Annotated in this window: 18 protein-coding genes and 5 pseudogenes; 14 read left to right on the top strand and 9 right to left on the bottom strand. The window is 62.8% G+C overall.

The window, feature by feature from the left end; genetic code table 11:
* Positions 1-298: 298 nt before the first annotated feature.
* The 4 genes and pseudogenes from GKR99_07110 to GKR99_07095 all read right to left on the bottom strand — a co-directional run bounded on the left by GKR99_07110 (position 299) and on the right by GKR99_07095 (position 4,870).
* On the bottom strand, positions 299-1,156 hold the full coding sequence (locus GKR99_07110) for an alpha/beta fold hydrolase (protein ID NKB27323.1): 858 nt from the start codon (positions 1,154-1,156) through the stop codon (positions 299-301).
* A 3-nt stretch (positions 1,157-1,159) separates the two neighbouring features.
* A pseudogene (locus GKR99_07105) lies at positions 1,160-2,200 on the bottom strand (hypothetical protein).
* A gap of 90 nt (positions 2,201-2,290) precedes the next feature.
* Complete coding sequence (locus GKR99_07100) at positions 2,291-3,121, bottom strand: helix-turn-helix domain-containing protein (GenBank protein NKB27322.1); 831 nt, start codon at positions 3,119-3,121, stop codon at positions 2,291-2,293.
* A 63-nt stretch (positions 3,122-3,184) separates the two neighbouring features.
* Positions 3,185-4,870: a recombinase gene (locus tag GKR99_07095; protein ID NKB27321.1), complete on the bottom strand. Its 1,686-nt coding sequence runs from the start codon at positions 4,868-4,870 to the stop codon at positions 3,185-3,187.
* 113 nt (positions 4,871-4,983) lie between these two features.
* Between GKR99_07095 and GKR99_07090 the strand changes: the two genes are divergently transcribed.
* The 11 genes and pseudogenes from GKR99_07090 (at position 4,984) to GKR99_07040 (ending at position 14,291) form a co-directional block, all read left to right on the top strand.
* A complete protein-coding gene (locus tag GKR99_07090) occupies positions 4,984-6,099 on the top strand; it encodes an ethanolamine ammonia lyase-activating protein (protein ID NKB27320.1) in 1,116 nt (371 codons plus the stop codon).
* Between the two features lie 14 nt (positions 6,100-6,113).
* Positions 6,114-7,403 carry a Rieske 2Fe-2S domain-containing protein gene (locus GKR99_07085; GenBank protein ID NKB27319.1) on the top strand — a complete coding sequence of 430 codons (1,290 nt, stop codon included), beginning with the start codon at positions 6,114-6,116 and terminating at the stop codon, positions 7,401-7,403.
* Complete coding sequence (locus tag GKR99_07080; protein NKB27318.1) at positions 7,403-7,981, top strand: hypothetical protein; 579 nt, start codon at positions 7,403-7,405, stop codon at positions 7,979-7,981. Before GKR99_07085 ends, GKR99_07080 begins: the two co-directional genes overlap by 1 nt.
* A pseudogene (locus GKR99_07075) lies at positions 7,978-8,732 on the top strand (high frequency lysogenization protein HflD). The gene GKR99_07080 and the pseudogene GKR99_07075 overlap by 4 nt, the downstream one beginning before the upstream one ends.
* Positions 8,733-9,128: 396 nt before the next feature.
* Positions 9,129-9,203 (top strand): annotated as a pseudogene (locus GKR99_07070) (urease accessory protein UreE).
* Positions 9,204-9,257: 54 nt separating this feature from the next.
* A complete protein-coding gene (locus GKR99_07065; protein ID NKB27317.1) occupies positions 9,258-9,818 on the top strand; it encodes a hypothetical protein in 561 nt (186 codons plus the stop codon).
* A complete protein-coding gene (locus GKR99_07060; protein ID NKB27316.1) occupies positions 9,815-10,327 on the top strand; it encodes a hypothetical protein in 513 nt (170 codons plus the stop codon). The genes GKR99_07065 and GKR99_07060 overlap by 4 nt, the downstream gene beginning before the upstream one ends.
* An 18-nt stretch (positions 10,328-10,345) precedes the next feature.
* Positions 10,346-10,834, top strand: a complete 489-nt coding sequence (locus GKR99_07055; GenBank protein ID NKB27315.1) for a hypothetical protein — start codon at positions 10,346-10,348, stop codon at positions 10,832-10,834.
* A 213-nt stretch (positions 10,835-11,047) separates the two neighbouring features.
* Positions 11,048-12,318: pseudogene (locus GKR99_07050) on the top strand (thiamine pyrophosphate-binding protein).
* 165 nt (positions 12,319-12,483) lie between these two features.
* Entirely contained in the window at positions 12,484-13,536 is a 1,053-nt protein-coding gene (locus GKR99_07045; GenBank protein ID NKB27314.1) for a hypothetical protein, read from the top strand.
* Between the two features lie 86 nt (positions 13,537-13,622).
* A complete protein-coding gene (locus GKR99_07040) occupies positions 13,623-14,291 on the top strand; it encodes an ankyrin repeat domain-containing protein (protein NKB27313.1) in 669 nt (222 codons plus the stop codon).
* Between the two features lie 48 nt (positions 14,292-14,339).
* Here GKR99_07040 and GKR99_07035 read toward each other — a convergent pair whose 3' ends face one another.
* The 4 genes from GKR99_07035 to GKR99_07020 all read right to left on the bottom strand — a co-directional run bounded on the left by GKR99_07035 (position 14,340) and on the right by GKR99_07020 (position 18,008).
* Positions 14,340-15,839, bottom strand: a complete 1,500-nt coding sequence (locus GKR99_07035) for a hypothetical protein (protein NKB27312.1) — start codon at positions 15,837-15,839, stop codon at positions 14,340-14,342.
* A 28-nt stretch (positions 15,840-15,867) separates the two neighbouring features.
* Complete coding sequence (locus GKR99_07030) at positions 15,868-16,458, bottom strand: cupin domain-containing protein (protein NKB27311.1); 591 nt, start codon at positions 16,456-16,458, stop codon at positions 15,868-15,870.
* Positions 16,459-16,469: 11 nt separating this feature from the next.
* Positions 16,470-17,048, bottom strand: coding sequence for a cupin domain-containing protein (locus tag GKR99_07025; GenBank protein ID NKB27310.1), 579 nt, complete (start codon positions 17,046-17,048; stop codon positions 16,470-16,472).
* A gap of 93 nt (positions 17,049-17,141) precedes the next feature.
* Positions 17,142-18,008 (bottom strand): NAD-binding protein, encoded by an 867-nt coding sequence (locus GKR99_07020; GenBank protein NKB27309.1) that lies wholly within the window; start codon positions 18,006-18,008, stop codon positions 17,142-17,144.
* Positions 18,009-18,233: 225 nt separating this feature from the next.
* Here GKR99_07020 and GKR99_07015 point away from each other — a divergent pair.
* From GKR99_07015 to GKR99_07005, 3 genes and pseudogenes are all read left to right on the top strand, one after another.
* Positions 18,234-19,192: pseudogene (locus GKR99_07015) on the top strand (IS630 family transposase).
* Positions 19,192-20,640, top strand: a complete 1,449-nt coding sequence (locus tag GKR99_07010) for a hypothetical protein (GenBank protein NKB27308.1) — start codon at positions 19,192-19,194, stop codon at positions 20,638-20,640. The pseudogene GKR99_07015 and the gene GKR99_07010 overlap by 1 nt, the downstream one beginning before the upstream one ends.
* The gene (locus GKR99_07005; protein NKB27307.1) at positions 20,621-21,088 is read left to right on the top strand and encodes a hypothetical protein; all 468 of its coding nucleotides are present in this window, start codon (positions 20,621-20,623) and stop codon (positions 21,086-21,088) included. The genes GKR99_07010 and GKR99_07005 overlap by 20 nt, the downstream gene beginning before the upstream one ends.
* A gap of 24 nt (positions 21,089-21,112) precedes the next feature.
* On the opposite strand, the gene GKR99_07000 is transcribed toward GKR99_07005, so the two are convergent.
* Complete coding sequence (locus GKR99_07000; protein NKB27306.1) at positions 21,113-22,906, bottom strand: hypothetical protein; 1,794 nt, start codon at positions 22,904-22,906, stop codon at positions 21,113-21,115.
* Positions 22,907-22,959 lie beyond the last annotated feature (53 nt).

The following is a 22,959-nucleotide window of genomic DNA, read 5'->3' as shown; positions in this document are numbered from 1 at the left end:
GGCAACACAGCAATAGTCAACTGAAGTGGGCATCAGCAGTGCATCGAAAGCAGGGCGCGCGCCGGACCGGTATGCTGGCGCTGCGCCATTAAGTTTGCATGATTTATGGCTCAGGTTTGGTCATCAACTTGCTTGGACACGCCACGTTCAGACCAGCGCCTGACCGGCGGGACCGGTCCGGCGCGCGCCCTGCGCCTTACGGCGCGCACCGGGCGCAGGGACATACTGCCAACTTCTGCTCCGGGCCAGTTTTACCCCCGCCGTTCAGGTCACAAAACATACGTTTCAACGCCGCGCTTTACACCCCGCCCACCGCCTGCAGAAACCCGGCCACCCGATCATTCGCCGCCTCTTCGTTCAACTCATCCGGCAGCACATCCCAATAGTCGGCCCCTTTCAGACACTCCTGCAGATAGCGGGCGGCGGATGTCGCGTGGAACCCATCCGCACCCGGCACGATTAGCGATGGGATGTCCAGTGCCATCAGCGCCTCAGGCTCGGCCCCCGGCGCGGTATCGCGGTCGATCAGATTGGCCAGCATCTGACGCACCGTTTCGATATAGGTGCCGGGGTCCATCGCCGCGTAAGTCTTTGCAAAATCGGATGAATTTCGGATCGGCTGCCCCCAGGGCCCGCCACGCGGATCGGCGCTGAAATTCTTGTCGTGGCTGTGCACCAGATCGACGACGCCATGCAGGCCCTCAGCCTCGACAAACGCGATATGTTCACCAAATCGCCTCTGGCTGCTGATCCGATAGTTCGGGCCGCCGACCGGCCAGAACAGCACCATCGAGGACACACGTTCCGGCATTGCAGTCGCGAATGCCGTGACCGGGCAGCACCCCATGCAGCCGCCCATCAGATGCGCGCGCTCGATCCCCAGATGATCCAGCAATCCGGCCCCCTGGCGGACGTAATCGTCCCAACGGATCGCCTCGACCCGGCCACCGGATTGTCCGTTTTCGCGCCGGTCGAACAGGATGCAGCGGAAGTGCTTCGGCAGATGGTCGAGCAGTTTGATGCGCTTGTAGACGCCCAGATCGCTCCATTTGCTGATCCGCGCGTCAAACCCACCGGGTGAGAACATCAGCAGCGGCGGCCCATCGCCCACCACCTGATAATGAGTGGTGATCCCGTCGATGTCGGTGAACGGCATCCGCTACCTCCCCGGTTGCCCTTTGATCTGGCCCGCGGCGCGCACGTCATCACCGCATTCAGCCAGCGCATCATGGATTGTGCGGGCAACATTGGCATAGCCCGTCGGCTCCCGGTCCAGCGCCGCCACGTTGTAGCCGACCGCCGCCTGCGCCAGCCGCACCCGGCCATCCAGCCACGGCCCGCCGCCGAAACCGCCAATCACCGGGATGTTGACAGCCTCGACCACCTTGGGGCCGACCAGGGGGCCAGAGTTGGTGAAATCCAGCAGCACCGCCCCGGCGCGTTCCAGCATCTGCGCATCCGACAGCATCCGGTCTTCCATCTCGGCCACGACATCGGGCCCGACCGCCGCCTGATTTTCGTATGGGATGCCCATCGCCAAAGCGGTCTGCGGCGTCAGGCCAAACTGCGCCCAGACCGGGATTCCCGCGCGGGTCAGCGCCTCGACCGCTTCGGGGTAATCCGCGGCCCCGTCGAGTTTGATCAGATCGACGCCCGCCTCTTTGACGAAACGGATTGCGGCGCTGACGGCGGCCTCGACCCCTTCCTGCAAGGGTCCGATTGTGTTGAAAAACTCCGAAATCAGAGCGTCGCGGATTTCTTGCGAAAACCTATGAAGCGAAATAGTCGGAAAGCTTTGACCACGAGACAGCGCATGGCTGCGCGTGAGCGCATGTAGGCGATTTGGGCCGACCCCCGCGCCAAAAATTTAGGATCGGGCTGCATGGAAAGAAAAATCATCGTTCAGGCCCTAAAACGGAGTTTTTCAACACAATCGGCCATAAGGAAAATCCGCGCTCAGCAGTGCATTCGTCACCCCGCGCCGCGCCGCGCGCGCAACGGTGATCATCTGATCCATAGTGATTTCCATGATCGTCTCATGACCCCAGAGGTTCTTGCCCACGGTATCGCCAACCGACACGATTTCGACCCCGACCCGATCGGCGATGGCAGCCATATGGGTATCCCAGGCCACGACCGCGAAGATCTTGTCGCCCGCGCGTTTCATGTCGTGCAACTGGGGTATCGAAACCTTGCTCATCTGGCGCGTTTCCTGCTTGTTTCGGATGTTTCGGTTGCTTCGCCGGCTGGCTTGCCCGCGCAAATGCGCCGCCGATCTGCAATGGTCATTTCAGACATAGACCGGCTGACGGCGGAAGAATCCCAGTCGTTCAGAGATCTGCTGCGCCGCCTCGATCGCCAGCGGGGCGAGTTTTGTGAATTCGCGCTTTCGTATCCGCACGCGCGGACCGGCGATGCCGACCGCAGCAATGATGCGCCCGTCGCCATTGTGGATCGGCGCGGCGATGCAGCGGGTGCCTTCGTCGCAATCCTCATCTTCCACCGCATAGCCCTGGCGTTTGGTACGCCGGATGCGGGCGCGCAGCGTGTCTTCGTCGATCGCGGTCCTGGCGGTGCGTGCATCGCGCGGATAGGACAGGAAAGCCGCCAGCTCGGGCTCTCGCAGGCCTGAGATCAGGCAGATCCCCTCAGCTGTGCAGAACGCCGGGCGCAGCTGTCCGGTGCCCGATCGCAGACGCAGCGTTTGCGGCGATTCAAAATCATGCAGGAACACCACGCTTTGGCGTTCCAGCACCGCCAGGCGCACGTTCTCTTGCGTTTGTTCGCGTAAGTCATTGAGGATAATCTTGGATTCGCTTGTCACATCCAGCCGCGCCCGCACCAGTGACCCGAGTGAGAATAGCCCTACCCCCAGACAGTAAGGGCCATTTTCCGGGTTCTGCTGTAACAGCCCTTCTTCCAACAGCGTCCCGGCAAGCCGGTGAACCGTGCTTTTTGCCACGCTCAGCCGTTTGGCAAGCTCACTGATCCCAAGTTCCTTGTCGTCCTCGGTAAAGGTCTTCAGCAGGTGAATCGCTGTCGTCACTGACGACAGTCGAGAGCTGTCGCGCCGCAGATTGCGGTTAATTTCTTTCCTTGGCGTCCGGGCTGGATTGCTCATGTCGGTCAATCGCGTTCCTTGATGCAGAACATGGTTCCATTAGTTGCGGATGCGCACCACCTGTCAACGCCGCTTGACGTGTGGGTGCGCATGTGGGTGATGATGGTGGTCGTGGTGATGGTCATGGCCTCGCGGCCCGAACTGCCGCCGCTCGGCCCGGCGCGGGCCACGCGGATCGTCCGAGAACAGCAGCGATTTGACGGTGACCGGCACCGTGTAAGACGGCAATCTGATCTTCCCAAGATCGACGTAGTCAAAGTCGCGCAGGGACAACCCGTCGAGGATAAGTAGCTCATTTTCAACGCCAATTTCGTCGCGCAGGATGCCGCCGAGCGTCTGCGCTATATCCCCGTCGATCATCACAAACAGCGGGTGATCGCCTTGCAGACGCGGGGCCATCGCCTCGGCGATCCCGTCCGCCAGCGCGCGGATCGACGCGTAATCCGGGGGCAGATCGAAATCGAAGGCCAGGGCGACTTCGTCGGTGGCAGGCGTCAGGTCGAAAGCCGCGAAATGATCGCGGATCGCCGCTGAAATGCGCCCGGCGCCCGGTTCATCCGCCAGATCCAGCGCCGGTTTCAGCACCTGCATCGACCGCCGCGGCAACAGCTTGCCGGGGGCGGTGACCGTGCTGGTCTGCCCGCTCAGCTGGACCGAGTACTCGGACGCCCCCAACGCCGTGGCCCGGATACAGGCCGCCGCCGGGATCAGCGGCGCGCCCAGGTCCCCGGCGGCGGCCCGGTCACGCAAGGCCTGGCCTAGTGGCAGGCCCAGGTCGCCGAAATCGCGAGATTCACGCCCCGCGACGTATTCGCCGACACCGCCGGACACCATGATGCCGTCCAGCGGGTCGATATCATCGGGGATGTCGGTCAGGAACAGATCCGCCACCGCATCGGGCAATGGTCGCTGTCGGACTGCCGTCTGCAAAGCGTCGGCAAAATGTATGGCAACCCGCCTCAGGTCATCGGCGGAAAGCGCGTCGCCGAGGGCCACAGTTACCCCTGCCTGCGCGGCCAGGTGGATGCCCGCTTCTTCGGCCCGGATCACCTTGCCATCCTGCACCGCGATCAGCCGCCCGCCGATGTGCAGGGCGGCGGTCCAGACAACTTCGCCCGCGTCACACACAGCCAGATTCGTCGTTCCACCACCGATATCGACGTTCAGGATGCGACTGCCTGCATCATGGCTGGCCTTCGCCGCGCCCGAGCCATAGGACGCCAGCAGCGCCTCCATATGGTTGCCCGCCGTCGCGGTGACGAAATCACCGCCCTTGGCCGAAACAATGTCGGCAATGGCCTGCGCATTTTCACGCCTAAGCGCCTCTCCGGTCAGGATCACCACGCCGGTGTCGATGTCAGCCGGGCGGATCGTCGCCCCGGCATAGGCGTTGTCGATGATCGCGCCAAGGGCGGCGGCGTCGATTAACGCGCCCGCGTATGGGGTCAGGCTGACCGGACTTTGATACGCCGTCGCCCGGTCCACGATGACATAGCGTGAGGCATGGCTGTCGGCCTTTCGTTGCAGATGCACGGTCGAGAATATCACCTGCGTCCCCGCTGACCCGATGTCGATCCCCACACTGGTCAGCGAGACGTTGTCGCGCAGCCAAATCGGGTTTTCCTCCAACGGACCGGGGTCGATATCGTCGTGGTCGTGATCCGCATCCGGCCCATGTTCGTGATCGTAGAAATCACCGAACATGTGGTCGTCGATCGTGTGGCGCGGCGGGTCCGTCGGGTCGGGCATTTCGTGTTCCTCTATGTGGACCGCCGGTCCATTGACGGCACCCTACCCCTGCCGTAGCGTTGAGGCAATTCCAAAAGCTGACAACAACGCGCGACGCGGCGGGAGAGATTGCGATGACCAAACATGCCGTTGTGTCCGACAAGATGGCGGACAAGTTCCGCACCGAGAAAGAGACGCCATATACAAGGTTTCTGGCCGCCGAAGGGCTGGAGCTGATCAACGGAAACTACGTCCCGTCGCTGCATGAGGTCGCGTTGAAACCCTGGGCGCGGCGTGGTGGCAATGCGGTGTTCATGAACCACGACGCCAGCCGCACCACCAACGATTGTTATGTCATGGAGATCCCTGCTGGCGGCAAACTGGCCCCGCACCGGCAATTGTTCGAAGAAACCGTGCTGATCCTGTCCGGGCGCGGGTCGACCGTGGTCTGGAACGACGCGGGCCAGAAGGTCAGCTTTGAATGGGGCCCGGGCGCGATCTTCGGCATCCCGCTGAACGCCAATCACCAGCATTTCAACGGCTCAGGGTCTGAACCGGCGCGCTATATCGGCGTCACCAACATGCCGCCCTTGATGAATGTCTTCGAAGAACCCGATTTCATCTTCGGCACGGCGCATGACTTCAAGGGCCGCTTTTCCGGTGAGCCTGAGTATTTCGGCGAGACCAAGGAAACCGACGGCTTCATGATGGAGACGAACTTCGTCGCCGACGCGGTGAACCTGCCGCTGGTCTATGCCAAGGAACGCGGCGCGGGCGGCGGGCATATCCGGTTCCAGCTGGCGAAATGCTCGATGAACAGCCACATCAGCCAGTTCCCGGTCGGCACCTACAAGAAATGCCACCGCCACGGCCCCGGCGCGCATGTGATCCTGTTGTCGGGCACCGGATATTCCCTGATGTGGCCGGAAGGAGAGGAGCCGCAGCGCTACGACTGGAAGCCCGGCACCATGATCGTGCCGCCGAATATGTGGTTCCACCAGCATTTCAACACCGGCACGACTCCCGCACGCTATCTGGCGTTCAAATACGAGGGCGTGGCGATCCGCAACGCGCAGGGCGTACCGAAGGCGTGGATTTCGCAGCGCATTGGCGGCGACCAGATTGACTATGCCGACGAAAGCGCGGCAGTGCGGACCATGTTCGCCGATGCTTTGGCCGAGAACGGCCTGACCTCGCAAATGGCCGAGGCGTATGAGTTGGAAAAGCCGGACCTGCCGCCGAAACCTTAACAGGAGCGTTTGCCATGCTTCGCAAGGACATCAACGAGTTACTGACGCAGACCGACCCCGGCACCGCCATGGGCGAGATGTTTCGCCAGTATTGGCAGCCCGCGCTGCTGGCCCGCGAACTGGCTGAGGATGACTGCCCGCCGGTGCGGGTGAAGCTGCTGGGCGAGCGGCTGATCGCGTTTCGCGACAGCAAGGGCCGCTATGGCCTGATGGATGAATTTTGCGCGCATCGCGGCGTGTCGCTGTGGTTCGGGCGTAACGAAGAAGGCGGGCTGCGCTGCCCCTATCACGGCTGGAAGTACGACTATACCGGACAGTGTATTGAAGTGCCGAGCGAGCCTGAAGAATCCGGCTTCTGCGCCAAGATCAAGCTGAAGGGTTACCCGCTGATCAAGGTCGGCGATATCCTGTGGACGCATATGGGGGACGCCGAGAACCGGCCCCCGGAACCGGAATGGGAATTTGCGACTGTTCCGGCGGAACAGACCTATACCTCCAAACGCTGGCAGGAATGCAACTGGTTGCAGGCGATGGAAGGCGGGATTGACAGCAGCCACGTAAGTTTCCTGCACTCCGGCAGCCTGAACACAGATCCGCTGTTTCGCGGCTCTAAGGGCAACAAGTACAATCAGAACGACAAGAAGCCGGTGTTCGAGGTTGTCGAAAGCGCTGGCGGCCTGTCCATCGGTGCGCGCCGGATGGCCGAGGACGACCATTATTACTGGCGGATCACGCCCTGGGTGATGCCCAGCTTCACCATGGTGCCGCCGCGCGGCGATCACCCGATGCACGGGCATTTCTGGGTGCCCATCGACGACGAAAACTGCTGGGCGTGGAGCTTCGATTACCACCCGACCCGCGCGCTGACCAAGGATGAGCGTCAGGCGATGGAGGACGGTTACGGGGTCCATAACCAGTATGAGGCGCCGGGCAGCTTCCGCCCGCGTCAGAACAAGGACAACGATTACCTGATTGATCGGGAGGCACAGGCACGGGGGGAGACATATTCCGGCGTCTGGGGCATCGCGATGCAGGATGCCTCGCTTCAAGAAAGCATGGGGCCGATTGTGGACCGAACGAAGGAGAACCTGGTCTCCACCGACAACGGGATTATCATGGCGCGGCATCGACTGCGCAAGGCCTGTATCGCGCTGCGCGACAAGGGGGTGGAGCCGCCGGGGCGGTCGGTGGACCATCAGCAGGTACGCTCCGCCGCGCGCGTGCTGCCGCCGGACCAGCCATTCAAAGACGCCATGAAAGACGACCTAACCGTGCGCCCCGGCGTCAAGCAGACCTCGGTCTGATGCCCCACGACGGTGAGGATATGTTCGAGGCCGACAACGCCACGCGGGCCGGGCGTGGGCCAGTGGACCATCCCACGATGCTGGGGGGCTGCGCGCGCGCGACAACTCGGGCCGAGGCGGCGTTCCGCGTGGACTATCCCAATTCGCGCACCCGAACCTCTCGCATTTTCGCGCTGGATGCGCGGGCTGCCGAGGCGATGTATGCGATCACCGAAGACCCCTGGAACAACGCGCATTTCCTGACCGTTTCGGCTGGCCCGGTGGGTCCCGACACCGCCGCCACCGACCTGCCGCTTAGCCATCCAGACGGCACCCGCGCCGATCTGCTGGACGAGGTTGACGGCGCGGATGTGGTGGTTCTGTTGGCGGCCTCTGGTGACAGCGAAGGTGCAGCCGGTGTCATCGCGCGGGAATGTTACAGCCGCGGCATCACCTGCGCGGGATTGGCGCTGGCAAACGGGCAGTTACAGGCTGAAGTCGACCGGGTCGTAAACGCAATGCGCCCATTCACCCGCGTGCTGGTGGTTGCCAGCGACGACGACTATATCCCCGCCATGCTGACAGGAATGCGCGCATGAACTGGCTTGATTTTCTTGGGGAACCGACCGCGTTCCTGGCCCTGGGCTTTGTCATCGGCATGGCCCACGCGCTTGAGGCGGACCACCTGGCCGCCGTCGCCACATTCGCCAACGAAGGCGACGGGCGTGCGCGGCTGATCGCGCGCGGCGCGCTTTGGGGGTTGGGGCATACCACGGCGCTGTTCGTGATCTGCTCGGTCGTGGTGCTGGCCGGGCTGACGATTTCGGGCCGGGTCGAGGCGACGATGGAAGGCGCGGTTGGGGTGATGATCATCGCGCTTGGTCTGCGCGTGCTGTGGAAGATGCGGCGGGATCGCATTCATGTCCACGTGCACGCACACGGGACCAAAAAGCACATCCACCTGCACAGCCACGCAGGCGAAGCCGCGCCCCACGGCGCGCATGACCACAGCCACAGCCACCGGGCGCGCGCGATGGTCGGGCGCGCGCGATGGTCTTCGGGGTCGGGCTGCTGCACGGCGCGGCAGGCTCTGCCGGGTTGCTGGTGCTGGCCGTCGCCGCGGCAGATACAGTGACGCAGGCGCTGGGATATTTTGCGCTGTTCGGCCTTGGCTCACTCGCCGGAATGGCGGTGCTGAGTGCGGTTGCCTCTTACCCCCTCGGGGTGATCGGGCGCGGTGCGGGTTGGATGCAGACCGCCACGGGTGTTGCGATTGCGGCGCTGGCCCTGTGGGTCGGTGGTTCACTTGTGGTTCACAGTTTTCCGGCGATACTCTCGCCAGCGCTATAGCCTTGAAAGGACTGGCCCATGTGCGGTGAAATCGACGAGCAATTGCTGATCAGCCAGGAAGTGCTGGAGCGGTTTCAGGGCATGTCCAAGATGCTTGGTCTGGATGCGGCTGCAACCGCGGCTGCGCCGAAAAATCTGGCCAGCGGCGAAGGGCGCGCCACCTATATGGAGGCGATATTTAACGACGGGCTGGCCCGCGCATTGGGCGATGCCACAGCCGCTGAAGAGGATGAGACGGTGGACGCCATTGCAAGTCAGGCCATCGCATTGGCGCGCCTTGCCGGGTTTCTGGCCGGGCAGCTGCCGCCCGAGGCTGATCTGTTCCGCGCCACCGTCGAAGCGTTGAGCGACGGCCACGCGCAGCCGCGCGAGCTGATGATCCAGAAAGCGCGCGACCATGACGCCGCCCACGGCCACAGCCACGATGACGACGCGGACCATGGGCATGGGCATGACGGGCACCACGGGCACGCCCCGCACGGCCACACGCATTAAGGCGCGGCGCGGGTGGCTGGGTTCGATTTCCTGCACGACCCGGATTGGCGCCGCAGTGTATTGCGTGACGGCTTCGGGCGCAGTTTCTTCGGATTTCTGGGCTTCGCCGTTGTAACGGGCTCGCTGAGCTATGTGCTGCGCGGACATGATGCCTTTGTCGCGGCGCTTTGGGGCGATCTGGATCTGGTGACCAATGTGCTGCCCCGGGTGGTGATCGCAGTCTCGATCGCGGCGCTGATCTGGTTTCTGATCCCGCGCGACAGGATCTCGGCACTGGTCGGATCCGAATCCGGGCTGCGCGGATTGCTGATCGCAAGTGTCGCGGGAACCATCACGCCGGGCGGTCCGGCGTCGGCCTATGCGTTACTGGCGGTCCTGGCAGGGTCCGGCGCCGACAGGGGCGCGATGGTGGCCTATATCACCGCCTGGGGGACGCTGGGGTTGCAGCGCATCCTGGTCTGGGACGTGCCCTTCATGGGACCCGAATTCGCCATCATGCGGTTCGCGATCAGCATGTCACTGCCAATTATCGCCGGTCTGATCGCGCGGCGATTGCCGATGCAGCTGACGGTGAAGGATCCAAGCCAATGAGCATTGGCCTCGCAGCCCTGCTTGGCCTGTTGGTCATCCTTGTGAACGTGGCTGTGGTCCGCCGTCAGGACGCCGCCCCGGTGGTCAAACGCTTCGCTGAACAATTCGCCAAGCTGGTGCCGCGCATGCTGTGCGCCCTTGTCGGGGCCGGGTTCGTCGCGACGCTGATCCCGAAACAGTTGATCGCGGGTCCGCTTGGCCCCGACGCCGGATTGCTGGCCTTGCCTGTTGCGGCGGCTGCGGGACTGATGGTGCCCTCGGGGCCGGTGATCTCTTTCGCGATCGCGGCGGTGTTTGCCAAGGCCGGTGCCTCGACCCCGGCGTTAATCACCTTCCTTACGTCCTGGAGTATTTTCGCAGTGCACCGTATCCTGATATTCGAACTGCCACTGGTTGGCGCGTCGTTTTTCCGGCTGCGCATCGCCTCGGTCGCGGTGATCCCGTTCATCGCTGGCGTGCTGGCCATGCTGGTCGGGCTGATCACCACATTCGGGCAGGCCGCCCCCTAACCCCGCCGGAGTACCCCCATGCCCGTCCCGCCCGAGTATCAGAAGTATCAATCCGACGTCATCGTCGACCTGCTGCAGGCCTATGACGTTCCCTATGTCGCCATCAATCCGGGCGCGAGTTTTCGCGGGCTGCACGACAGCATCGTGAACTATGGCGACAACGCACCCGAGGTGCTGGTCTGCCAGCACGAGAATACGGCCGTGCAGATCGCCCATGGCTATGCCAAGGCGACGGGCAAGCCGATGGCCTGTATCCTGCATGATCTGGTCGGGCTGCTGCATGGGCAAATGGCGATTTATTATGCCCATACGGATCGCGCCCCGGTTTTGGTGATCGGCGCGACGGGGCCGATGGACGAAAGCAAACGGCGGCCCCGGTCGGATTGGCATCACACGGCGCAAAGCCAGGGCGATGCGGTGCGTGATTTTACCAAGTTCGACTATCAGCCGATTGTGTTGAAAAACTCCGAAATCAGAGCGTCGCGGATTTCTTGCGAAAACCTATGAAGCGAAATAGTCGGAAAGCTTTGACCACGAGACAGCGCATGGCTGCGCGTGAGCGCATGTAGGCGATTTGGGCCGACCCCCGCGCCAAAAATTTAGGATCGGGCTGCATGGAAAGAAAAATCATCGTTCAGGCCCTAAAACGGAGTTTTTCAACACAATCAGCCACACACGATCCATGGTGTCACCGACAGTTTCCAGCGCGCCTGGTCAGCAATGGTCTGCGAACCGGCTGGTCCGGTTTACCTGTGCTATGACGCGTTGCTTCAGGAAACACCGCTGACGGATGAGGTGGCGATACCGGGGCCTGATACGGCCAAAGCCCCTGCCCCGATGGCCGCCGACCCAGGCGTTCTGGCACAAATTGTCGACCGGCTGTTGACGGCGGAACGCCCCTATATCATGGCCGAATTCACCGGGCGCCAGCCGGGCAATTTTGAAAAGCTGGTGGAACTGGCCGAGCTGTTGGGCGTTGCGGTCTGGGATGTGAACTCGGCCCTGTGCTTTCCCAACCGGCACCCGCAGAACCTGTCGATGGACACGGACGCGCTGGCCAAGGCGGACGCGATCCTGGCGCTGGATGTTGTGGATTGGGAAAAGGCGACTGCGAAGCTGGACAGCACCACCCGCCGGGTTGAGTCGTTTTTGGCCGAGGGCTGTGAGTGGATGGAGGTCGGGTTCCACGAAACCGGGATTTCAAGCTGGTCGCTGGATTATGGCCGGTCTCTGCCCAAAAGGCTTAGCGCGCTTGGCGATCCACGCCTGGCCATGCCGCAGATGATTGAGGTCGCGCGGGCGCGGCTGGCCGACGATGCGGCGCTGGCCGACCGGGTCGAGGCGCGTAAATCGACCATTGCGTCACGCCACGCCGAAAATTTCGCGCGATGGGCTGAACAGGCCCAAACCGACCGGGATGCCAGCCCCCTGACCACCGCGCGGCTTGCGCAGGAAGTGTGGGATGTCATCCGCGACGAAGACTGGGTGCTCGGCTCGGGCACATTGCGCCAATGGACCCGCAAGCTGTGGGATTTCGATGCCCTCACCGTCATCCCGGCAAGGGGCTTGGCACCTCGACCCAGATCGGCATCTCGCTGGGGGTGGCGCTGGCGCACAAAGGCAGCGACAAAGTGGTCGTTGCGCTGCAGCCCGACGGTGACCTGATGTTCGACGCAGGCGCGCTGTGGACAGCCGCCAAGCATGAGATCCCGCTGCTGATCGTGATGTTCAACAACCGCGCTTATTATAACGACTGGCACCATCAGATCCGCATGGCCCGCGCGCGTGGCACTGACGAGGGGCGCGCGCATATCGGCATGGATATCTCTGGCCCGGAACCGGATTTTGCCACCATTGCGCAAGGCATGGGCATGTGGGCCGAAGGGCCGATTGACTCGCCCGCAGCCGTGGCCCCGGCGATCCGACGCGCGCTGAAAGTCGTGAAATCCGGTAAACCGGCGCTGGTCGATGTCATTACGCAGCACAGATAGACCAAAATCGATCACTTCCTGTGCCAATATAGATCCAAAAATGATGCAAAATTGTCAGGATGCCAGTGCATACTGAGGTTTCGTCGGAATCCGCTACCTGATTCGCGCAACAGGGCCATACCAAATCGTAATTGGATCGGATTTGGAAAAAGTACGGAGTCTGCAATGAATATCCTGATACTGGGGGCGTCCTACGGATCGCTGCTGTCGACGAAATTCCTGATGGCGGGCCATGACGCCACGCTGGTCTGTCAGCGTCCCGGTGCAGCGCTGATCAATGCCGAAGGCACGGTGCTGCGCCTGGCGCTGCGGGGCGAGGATTCGCCCCGTCTGATCCGCTCGACCGGGCAGCCGGGAAAACTGCGCGCCATGGTGCCGGGCGACGTCACACCTGCGGAGTACGATCTGGTCTGCCTTGCCATGGCCGAACCGCAGTACAGCGCCCCGGAGGTGAAGGCGCTGATGGCGCGGATCGCCCGCGCGGGCAAGCCGGTCCTGTCGGTGATGAACATGCCCCCGCCGCCCTATCTGGCACGGATCGACGGGCTGCCGCCTGCGGCGCTGCACGGCTGTTACACCGATATTTCCGTCTGGGACGGGTTCGATCCCGGCCTGATGTCACTGTGCAGCCCTGACCCACAGGCGTTTCGCCCGCCGGACGAAAAACCGAACCTCGTGCATGTCGGCCTGCCGACCAACTTCAAGGCTGCCCCCTTTGCCGATCCCGCCCATACCGCGCTGCTGCGCCAGTTAGAGGCCGAGATTGACGCCGTAACCCTGGACGGGAAAGACGTGCCGGTGAAACTGCGGCTCAACGCGTCGATCTTCGTGCCATTGGCGAAATGGAGCATGGTGATGACCGGCAATTATCGGTGTGTGACCGATGGCGCTGCACGCCCGATCCGCGAAGCGGTGCATGACAACCTGGACCAATCCGCCCGCATCTATGGCTGGGTCGAGGCGCTGGTGCGTGATCTGGGCGCATCGCCCGACGATCAGGTGCCCTTCGACAAATACGCCCGCGCCGCTGAAAGCCTGCTGAAGCCGTCATCGGTCGCGCGCGCCATTGATGCCGGCGTAGCGCGCATCGAACGGGTCGACAGGTTGGTGCAAGCCGTGGCGGCCACGCGCGGCATGCAGAATGACGCGGTGGACGCGATTGTGGCGCGCGTTGATGCCAGATTGGCAGATAATCAGGGCGAGCGGCGCGTGGGTTAACACAGGGCCGCCCGGGTTGGCGCCGGCGATCACGATCGGTTTAACGGGCTTGCGCGCGCGTCCGGCGGCGTGACAGCGTCCTCCCCATGCGCCTTGCCCTGTTCCTTCTGTTGATCAGCCTCGCCGCGCCGTCGCTCGCGCAGGTGCCGCCCAGCACAAGCGAAATCGCGGCCTATGCGGGTCTGCATCAGGCGGCGCAAACCGACGATGCGGCGGCCATTCGCCAGTTGGTGGCCGCGGGTGCCGCGTTAGAGGCGCGCGACAGCGCCGGGCGTACCGCAGTCCATGTCGCGGCCTTTGCCGGGGCGACCGACGCCTTGCGCGCGCTGGCCGAAGCCGGGGCAGACATGAACGCGCTGGAACATCAAGCTTATGACGCGGTGACGATTGCCGCCGTTGCCAACGATCCCGACACCATGTCGGCGGCCATCGCATTGGGAAATGATCCCGGTCTGATGACCAGCCCCTATGACGGCACCGCATTGATCGCGGCGGCGCATCTGGGCCACGTCGAGGTGGTGAAACGCCTGATCGCCGCAGGCGCGCCGCTGGACCACGTCAACAACCTGAACTGGACCGCGCTGATCGAGGCTGTGGTACTGGGTGACGGCGGACCGGACCATATCGAAACGGTCCGCGCGCTGGTCGAAGCCGGTGCCGACCGGTCGATCACCGACCGCAGCGGGCGCACCCCGCTGGAATTGGCCGAGGCCTATGGGTTTTCCGAAATCGCCGGGATAATCCGGGGCGAATGAAAACGGGCGAGGCTTGCGCCCCGCCCGTCAGGATTTATCGCAGGTCGATCAGTTGGACTTGCAGTTGACCGCCTTGAATTCGATCTCGTCGCCCGCTTCATATTCGAAATCGCACATCATGCCGACGGCCAGATCGTCGCGCTTGGCCTCGGCCCCGTCGACCATCACGGCGGTGCGCTTGCCCGACACCTCGCCCATGGTTTCGGTGCCCATTGCGTCGAATGTGACCTGCTTGTTGCCGTCCGCAAGGCCGGTGATCGCGGTCGAGACCATCATGGTTTCGCCCGCGTCGGCCATTGCCGCGTGGCCTGTGCAGGTCAGAACCTTGAATTCGTTGGCCTCATGGGCCGGATCGAATTCAATCTCGCAATTCATCCCCACGGCCAGCGCGTCACGTTCCGCCGCTTCGCCATTGACGGTGACCTTGGTGCGCGAACCGGAAACCTCGCCCATCACCTGGGTATCGCCGGACATGAAGGTGACTTCCTTGTTGCGGTCGTTCAGCGCCAGGATGTCGCTGGTCACCTTGATGGTCGGAATCTCGACGTTCAGCGCCGCCGAAATGATCGCGACCGTTTCCGGGCTTTGCTGCATCGCGCCCTGGACCAGCGTTGCCACTTCGTCGCCGCGTGCGGCTTCGATTGGCAGGCCCAGTTTTTCGGCTTCGGCCAGAAACTCCGGGTCTTCCATCACGGCCATATAGGCATCTCGAAGCTCTTCCAGGATTTCCAGCGGCGTGTCCGGGGGGGCCGCAGTCAGACGGCCCAGGTTCGAGTTTGCGTTGATCAGGTTGACGATGCTTTTCGCCTTGTCGCTGGTGGCATAGTCGATGGCGCTGGGGATGCCCTCAGCCTCGCCCACGACCAGCGCGAAAAAGCCGCTGCCGGCATCCACGAAGGGCTGCAGTGAAGCTTTGGAGCCGACCTGCCCCACAACTTCGCCGCGCAGCATCGCCATCTCGCCCTCGTTACCCTGATAGCCGGGGATGATGTTGATGTTCAGATCGAAAGCATCGGCCAGCATGTTGGTTTCATTGAACGACGCCGACCCGACGCCCGAGGCGGCGAAATTCACCGTCGCCTCACTGTTCAGCAAATCCTCAAAGCTTTCCATACCGGCTTCGTTGCCAAGCGCGACGGCGCGAAGATCGGCGGCGGCTTTGCCGACCCAGGAAAATTCGTTCAGGTCAAACTGCACGCCTTCGGTCTGTAATATCTGCGCATAGATCAGGCCGGTGTTGAACGTCCCGATGGTGTAGCCGTCAGGGTCCGAGGCGAACAGCGTGTTGGCCCCGATGATATGGCCCGCGCCGGGCAGGTTCTTGAAGATCACCTTGTCGGCGCCAAGCTTGCCTTCCAGATGCCGCCCGATCAGACGGCCATAGGCGTCATAGTTGCCGCCCGGATTTGTCGCGATGATGTAGGTCACCGTCTTGCCGTCGAAATGCTGCGCAGCGGCGGGCATCGCCATTGCGCAGGCCAGGACGGTGGTTGTCAGAAATCTGTTCATTGCGTCTTCTCCCTCAGCGATCAAGGCGGTGACGCACATTCTAAGTGCGGCGTTCCCCGCTACAACTCTATTCGTCGGCGGGTGGCACCCACACGTCTTCAAATCCTTCCGCCGGTTCCAGCTGGTCGAACCAGTCAAGCCCGATGGCCTTCATCACCCGGCTGTTGCAGACGATGATACGCGCTTCGATGTCCGAGGTGTTAACGCGTTTATGCGCAACATAGGGCGGTACATAGATGAAATCGCCCGGCCCCCATTCATAGGTCTTGGGGGTGGTGTCCCAGGTCCACTCAAACTCGACCTTGCAGGCGAAATGCACGTCATAATGCAGGTCATGTCCGGTGCCTTCGATGACGAAGGCGATCTCTTCACTCAGATGGCGGCTGGTGCCGGTGGATTTGCCGGGGTCGAGGAACTGCATATAGGCGTCGATGCAGCATTCCTTGGTATCCATGCGTTCATTGATGATGTGCTTGATCAGGCCATCTGCCGAGCGTTCGAGCGGCATCTGGCTGTGCTTCACCACGTTCAGGCGGCGGTCGTACTCGGCGCGGAATTTCTGCGATTCTTTCAGCGCGTCACGGTAGAACGATACCTCGGGCGCGCCCTGTTTGGAGCGCTGGCGTTCGATGGCATCTGCGAAAGTTGACGGGTCCATGAGCGCGATCCTTAAAACGAGGCCGGTGGGGCGTAATCTTCATGCCCCGGCACCGGGTCTTCGGGTGGAAATTCGACCATTTCCTGAAAGATCATATGCATGAACAGGAACAGCGGCTTGGCCTTGAGGACCAGCACGAAAGTCTCGTCATCGCTGTCGTTCAGAAGCTGGTGCACGCAGGCGTTTTCGACGATCAGCGCGTCGCCCGCTTCCCAATCCATCCGGCGGCCATCGTGGATGTCATGCCCCTTGCCCTTCAGCACAAAGAACACGGCTGAATTCATGTGACCGTGGATCTGGCCATAGCCATGCGGCGCGAAGGCGTCGACATGCGCCTCGATCGATTGGGCGATCTTGTTGGCCTGCGGGTTGATGACCTTCTTGCCGAAGTTATGCGGCCCGCCCTTCCATTTCATGTCCGAGGTTTTGTAGATGCGGGGTTGGGCGTAAAGCTCATCCCGCATCTGGCTGTAGGTGCCTTCCAGCGCACGCACAAAGGTGCGCTTCTTGGTCCAGCGTTCCCACACGACTTTTTCGCGTTTTTCGCTGTTATGGCCAAGGCCGCCTGCGTCGTCTTCGGTATCAGCCATGCCGAACACTCCCCCTGATAGGCTGTTGTTTGAAACGATACGAGCGGCAACCATTCCAGTCAACGGTACGGCGTTTCACATGAAGGAACAGTTTTACGGTTCTCCGGTCACCTCATTCAGGGACCGGACTGCAATCGGCAGGCCAAGGTATTCTGCCTGATCCTCGTGCAATAACTGGCGCACCTGATCAGGGCCAAGGCGCTTGACCAACTGGTCCACGGCACCAAACAGAGGTAACGCCAATCCGGCCTGCTGAGCAAGGTCCAGCGCGACATCCATGTCCTTCTGGTGCCAGGTGAACTTCGATGTATCCCACCGTTCCAACGTCGTATTGCGCGCCGGGCATTTCAACAGCGTCTCGCGCATCTCCTGCGCGTCGATGCCACAGGATTTGGCCAGCTCCAGGACCTCGTAATTCGCCACGCAGGCGGCCCAGTGCATCATGTTGTTGCAGGTTTTGCCCAATTGCCCGCTGCCCACGGGGCCAAGGTGTTCGACACAGCGGCTGTAGCACTCCAGCACCGGGCGCACCTTGGCAATGTCCTGCGCCGACCCACCGCAAAGCGAGATCAGCGTGCCATGGGTCGCACCCTGCAGGCCGTAACACACCGGCGCATCAACAAAACCAACGCCGGAATAGGCGCAAACTGCGGCCAGGTTGATCATGGTTTTCGGGTGGTTTGTCGCCGCCACGACGATAACCGCGCCTTCGGGCATGCCATGGTCCAGCAGTGCGTCGATAACCGCGCGGCTTTGATCGTCAGAAGCGACCATCAGAATGACCACATCACAGAGGGCCGCAACCTCGGACAGGTCGGCGGCGACCTTTACGTCTGACTGCGTTGCCGCGGCCAGCGCTTCGGAATCGGTGTCGAACGCCACCACCTCGTGGCCCTGCGCGGCCACATGTTCGGCCATCAAGCCGCCCATCGCCCCCACCCCGACAAAACCAACTTGCATTGCACGCCCTTTCGCAAGACCCTCAGACAATCCTTACCAATAGGCCCGAGAGTAGCCGCTGTACATCATCGCCACCATCAAACATGTTCCTTTATGTGGAATGCCGGTCCACATAGGATTTGCCTGACCGACAGACCGTCCCTAAAGCGTTTCGGCTTGAACCTGAATCGCGAGGGATTCCCTTGAGACCTGATCTGTGATTCATCCTGTTTGGGAGGATGGATCATGTCAGCACCTTTGCCATCTGCGCTTCGGATACGGTTTCAGAGATACATTGAAGAAGGGTTGAGCGGGCGCGCGGCGGCGTTGCGGTTGAAGCTGTCGCCTGCCACAGGCGCGCGGTGGGCGCGTCAGGTGAGGATGAAGGGTCATGCGGAACCTGCCCGGCAGGGACCGCCGCGCGGCAAGGGAAAGCTGGCTCCGCATCGGGAATTCTTTGAGGAGTTGATCGCACAAGACCCTGACATCACGCTCTTTGAGTTGCGTAATGCGCTGGCCGATGCAGAGGGTGTGCGGGTGCATCACTCCTCCATCGCCAACCTTCTGTCCCGGCTCGGCTTCACGTACAAAAAAAGTCGCTGGTCGCAACCGAGCGCCGCCGCGCCAAGGTAAGGCAGCAACGGGCCGACTGGTTCAGATACCGCTCGCCAGCCATTGCGACCTTTCCTGAGCGCGTTGTCTTTATTGACGAAACCGCAGTGAAGACAAACCTCACGCGCCTACGCGGCAGAGCCAAGCGCGGTAAGCGCCTGACGATGGATGCGCCCTTCGGAAGCTGGGGAACCCAAACCTTGATCGCGGGCCTGACCCAAGGCGCGCTGATCGCACCTTGGGTCATCAAGGGAGCGATAGATGGCCCCGCCTTCGCGGCCTACATCCGCGAAGTGCTGGTCCCCGAGATCAACCCCGGCACTGTCGTCATTCTCGACAACCTGGCAACCCACCGGAATAAGGAGGCGACGCAGGCTTTACGCAATCACGGCTGCTGGTTCCTTTACCTGCCACCGTACTCGCCCGACCTGAATCCCATCGAGCAGGCCTTCTCTAAACTGAAAGCCCATTTGCGACGGATCGGGGCCAGGTCCTTTACCCAGGTCTTCGAAGCAATCGGAGCAATCTGCGATCTCTACGACCCAGTAGAATGCTGGAACTACTTTAAGGCCGCCGGATATGTCTCAGGTTAATGTCGAAACGCTTTAATGTCCGCACATCCGTCGGTGCCTTTCGCGCACGGCAAACAGCGGGATTGGGGATCGGCATGGACGCTTTCGGACCATTGCTGGACATTCTGACAACACCCTATCTGATGGGGCTGATCCTGCTGGCCATCCCGATCGGCATGTTCTTTGGCGCCGTGCCGGGCCTTGGCGGCAAGCTGGGCATCGTGCTGCTGATCCCCTTCGTCTTTGGAATGGATCCGCTGGCCGGGGCTGTCTTCCTGCTGGCGATGCACGCGGTTGTGCATACCGGCGGTTCGATCCCGTCGATCCTGTTCGGCGTGCCCGGCACCGGACCGGACGCGGCCACCATTGTCGACGGCTTTCCGATGGCCCAACGGGGTGAGGCGGGGCGCGCGCTTGGTGCCTCGCTGGGCGCATCGGGCATCGGCGGCGTTATCGGAGCCTTGTTTCTGGCGGCAATGTTGCCGGTGCTGCGACCGGTTGTGCTGGCCTTTTCCCCGGCCGAGTTCTTCCTGCTGGCGCTGTTCGGCATCACTTTTATCGCCATGCTGTCGGGGCGCAGCCTGATCAAGGGCATCGCGGTTGGTTTTCTGGGCATCCTGGTGTCCCTCGTCGGGCTTGACCCCCACACCGGATCGCAGCGCTATACCTTCGATCAGCTGTGGCTGTGGGATGGGGTCAGCGTCGTGGTCGCGGTGCTGGGCATGTTCGCGATCCCCGAAATGCTGGCGCTGGGCGTCAAGGGAGGGTCGATTTCCAAGGTCGAGGGCAAGGCCCACCGCTATGACTTCGGGCAGGTGATGCAGGGCATCTGGGACGTGATCCGCCACCCGTGGCTGACGTTCCGAACCTCGGTCATCGGGGCGGCCATCGGGGCGATCCCGGGGCTGGGCGGCGATGCTGCAAGCTGGCTGTGTTATGGCCACGCGGTGCAGACCTGCAAGAACCCCGAGAATTTCGGCAAGGGCGACGTGCGCGGGGTGATCGCGCCCGAAACTGCGAACAACTCCAAAGAAGGCGGTTCGCTGCTGCCAACGTTGTTCTTCAGGGTTCCCGGCAGTTCAGGTATGGCGATCCTGATCGGGGCCTTCGTGATGCTGGGCATCCAGCCGGGGCCGCATATGGCGCTGACGGGGATGGATCTGGTCTGGTCGCTGATCTGGGCGCTGGCGCTGGCCAACCTGCTGTCGATCCCGCTGTTCCTGGGCATGGCCCCGGCGTTTTCGCTGCTGGTCTATGTGCGCGGTGCGCTGCTGATCCCCTTCGTGATCGGGCTGGTGCTGGGCGCGATTGCCGAGGATTCCATTCACAAGGCACTTGCGATCTGGGGGCCGACCTTCTTCCTGCGCCCGCTGTCACTGGTGTTCATCGCCTTGATCCTGCTGACCATCGGCGCCTACATCTGGAAGCAGATGAAGGGGCAAGTTGCGGATGTCCACTATGATACTTAACGCGCGCTTTCTGACCACACTGGTGATGTTCGCCCTGTTCGTCGGGGCCTGCATTCTGGCACTTGGCCTGCCGACCAAAGCCGCCTTCATGCCGCTTCTGATCGGCGTGCCCGGTGCCCTGCTGTGCGGTGCGCAGCTGATCCTGGACCTGCGGCGCGGCCCCGATGCCCCGAAAGAGCCCGTTGAGGAAGCTGGCGACGCCAGCGCCCAGTCCGAGGCGCAGGCCTTCGTCTGGCTGGCACTGTTCTCGGTCGCGCTGATCGGGTTCGGATTTGTCTATGGCGGGCCGATCATCGTCGGGCTGTTCGTCCGCTTTTCCAGCCGCGACAGCTGGAAAAACGCAGGGATAGCCGCAACAGGCACATTCGTCGTGCTATGGGGCATCTTCATCTGGCTGCTGGAGCTGAGCCTGTTTGAAGGGCTGATCCTGGGCGCGCTGACCGGCTGAGCCATCGTGCGCCCGAAGGCGACGTCAGGGTTTCAGCGCCACTGAAACCGGGGCCAGTTTCACACCATCATCCAACGGGCGATCGACCCATTCGGCCAACGCCTGAACCGTGTCAGGGCGATTGCGTCCGATCAGGATGACCGCATCCGACTGGCGCGCCTGAAACGCGGCCTGATCCAGCAACAGCTTGACCTCGGGCGCGCCCTGATCGCCGCTGTCAATCTGGCGATAGACACGCGCCGTCGCCAGCCCCTGCTGCTCGCCCAACCGCTCGGCCGAGTTGAGCCCGCCTGGATAGATGATCATGCCGTGACCGGTTGCAGCCAAACCCACAACCACTTCGCCCACGGCAAATCGGCTGCTTTGAAACGGCTGTGTAGGCAGGTCCATGACGGCCACAGCCTCGGGGATGTTGTCCACAGCATCGGCCAGTTTGCGCGCGATGTCCGTCCGGCTGTCCCCGCCCGAGATTGGCGGGATCAGCACAACCTCGCGCCCGGCGTCGCGATGCGCCTGCGCCCGCTGTACCGACCCGACGGAGTTCGACTGGATCGCAATCGTCACCGTGCTTGGCAGCGCGCTGAGGTCGGCACTGCTGTTGCGATCGTCGATCAGAACCACCGCCAGCACAGATTCATCTTCGCCGCGTTCAAACGGCACCGAATTGGTATAAAGCGCGCCAGTGCCCTGCGGCTCATCCGTCGCGGCCTCGCCCTGTTCGGTCGCAACTTCCGGGTCCGACCCCTCTTCCGTTTCGCCATCAGCCGTGCCCGTGGCGGGGTCCTCAACCTGCTGGCCTGCATCCTCAGACGCCGCATCCGCAGCCGCGGCACCTTCAGCCGTCTCATCTTCAGCCACCGCTTCCTCACCTGGCAGCGGATCGCCAATACGCGGCAAACGGTTGACGACAACGCGCGCCGCCGAGCGCGCGGCCTCGGTTTGCGGCCCGCCGGAGGGTTCAGATCGCTCATCCGATTGGTCTGCGCCGGGCACCTCTGGTTGGGGAACGTCATCGGGCGCAAGAGCGGCCAGAACGTCATCACCCAAGTCATCACGCGCAACCGCAGTCGGCGCAGATGGGCGCGGCGTCGCGGGTCTGGCATCGCTGCCGGGTGCCGCGACCACTGCATTGTCCGGATCGCTGGGGGCCGTCGGGCCACCGGGGGACGCAATCGTTCCGGGGGCAGAAGGCGGGTTTGTGCCAGCGACCGTTGAATCGGCGGCGGCGCCACCCTCGGCCATCGGCGCACCCGGTGCCGCCGGAACAGCATCAATGCCGACTGCGGCACTTTGGGGCGCATCGGGCGCGTCACCCTGCCCTGTTGGCGCTGCCGGCGTTTCCGGCACGGCCACAGCTTCTGCGTCACCGGCCACCGGCGCATCCGGCACCCGTGCCGGAAGCCCGTCCGCCCCGGTTTGGGGCAAACCCGCCTGCGAGGTGCGCGGCCTGTCCGGGGCGCTTCCCTCGGACGGGGCGACCGCTGTTTCGGTATCGGGCGGAACCGCTTCAGCCGCGCTTTCCACGGCCAGCGTCGCAGGGCGCGCCACATCGGCGGACCCGTAAACGGGCGTCTCGGCCAAAGGTTGCTGACCCGGCTGGGGTGCTTCGCCAATCGGTGGCGGTGTTCCCAGCGCGGAGCCGGACGCGCCGGTCGTGGCATCAACCACCGGGGCCGTCCCGCCCGTTGCATCGACCGCAACAGGCGGCACCGCGGCCCGAACCACGTCAATGCGACCGCCGACCTGGGTCATCACAACCCCCAGCCCTGCGCTGAATACCGCACCCCAGATCAACCCCGAGATCATGCCACGTATCATGAAACTGCTCCGACTTTTTGCCTGCCGTGCCGTCCGGGATCTGATGTCCCCTT

Source organism: Paracoccaceae bacterium, assembly GCA_012103375.1.
Lineage (GTDB): Bacteria > Pseudomonadota > Alphaproteobacteria > Rhodobacterales > Rhodobacteraceae > WLWX01.
Note: the sequence above shows the minus strand (reverse complement) of the source record. Positions and strands in the feature narration are given on the sequence as shown.

What these genes read in the sequence shown, in the direction of transcription:
- GKR99_07100 (NKB27322.1), bottom strand. Translation starts at nt 3,121, where the DNA reads ATGAGCAATCCAGCCCGGACGCCAAGGAAAGAAATTAACCGCAATCTG.
- GKR99_07095 (NKB27321.1), bottom strand. Translation starts at nt 4,870, where the DNA reads ATGCCCGACCCGACGGACCCGCCGCGCCACACGATCGACGACCACATG.
- GKR99_07040 (NKB27313.1), top strand. Translation starts at nt 13,623, where the DNA reads ATGCGCCTTGCCCTGTTCCTTCTGTTGATCAGCCTCGCCGCGCCGTCG.
- GKR99_07035 (NKB27312.1), bottom strand. Translation starts at nt 15,839, where the DNA reads ATGTGCGTCACCGCCTTGATCGCTGAGGGAGAAGACGCAATGAACAGA.
- GKR99_07045 (NKB27314.1), top strand. Translation starts at nt 12,484, where the DNA reads ATGAATATCCTGATACTGGGGGCGTCCTACGGATCGCTGCTGTCGACG.
- GKR99_07020 (NKB27309.1), bottom strand. Translation starts at nt 18,008, where the DNA reads ATGCAAGTTGGTTTTGTCGGGGTGGGGGCGATGGGCGGCTTGATGGCC.
- GKR99_07005 (NKB27307.1), top strand. Translation starts at nt 20,621, where the DNA reads ATGTCCACTATGATACTTAACGCGCGCTTTCTGACCACACTGGTGATG.
- GKR99_07060 (NKB27316.1), top strand. Translation starts at nt 9,815, where the DNA reads ATGAGCATTGGCCTCGCAGCCCTGCTTGGCCTGTTGGTCATCCTTGTG.
- GKR99_07055 (NKB27315.1), top strand. Translation starts at nt 10,346, where the DNA reads ATGCCCGTCCCGCCCGAGTATCAGAAGTATCAATCCGACGTCATCGTC.
- GKR99_07110 (NKB27323.1), bottom strand. Translation starts at nt 1,156, where the DNA reads ATGCCGTTCACCGACATCGACGGGATCACCACTCATTATCAGGTGGTG.
- GKR99_07025 (NKB27310.1), bottom strand. Translation starts at nt 17,048, where the DNA reads ATGGCTGATACCGAAGACGACGCAGGCGGCCTTGGCCATAACAGCGAA.
- GKR99_07085 (NKB27319.1), top strand. Translation starts at nt 6,114, where the DNA reads ATGCTTCGCAAGGACATCAACGAGTTACTGACGCAGACCGACCCCGGC.
- GKR99_07090 (NKB27320.1), top strand. Translation starts at nt 4,984, where the DNA reads ATGACCAAACATGCCGTTGTGTCCGACAAGATGGCGGACAAGTTCCGC.
- GKR99_07010 (NKB27308.1), top strand. Translation starts at nt 19,192, where the DNA reads ATGTCGAAACGCTTTAATGTCCGCACATCCGTCGGTGCCTTTCGCGCA.
- GKR99_07030 (NKB27311.1), bottom strand. Translation starts at nt 16,458, where the DNA reads ATGGACCCGTCAACTTTCGCAGATGCCATCGAACGCCAGCGCTCCAAA.
- GKR99_07000 (NKB27306.1), bottom strand. Translation starts at nt 22,906, where the DNA reads ATGATACGTGGCATGATCTCGGGGTTGATCTGGGGTGCGGTATTCAGC.
- GKR99_07080 (NKB27318.1), top strand. Translation starts at nt 7,403, where the DNA reads ATGCCCCACGACGGTGAGGATATGTTCGAGGCCGACAACGCCACGCGG.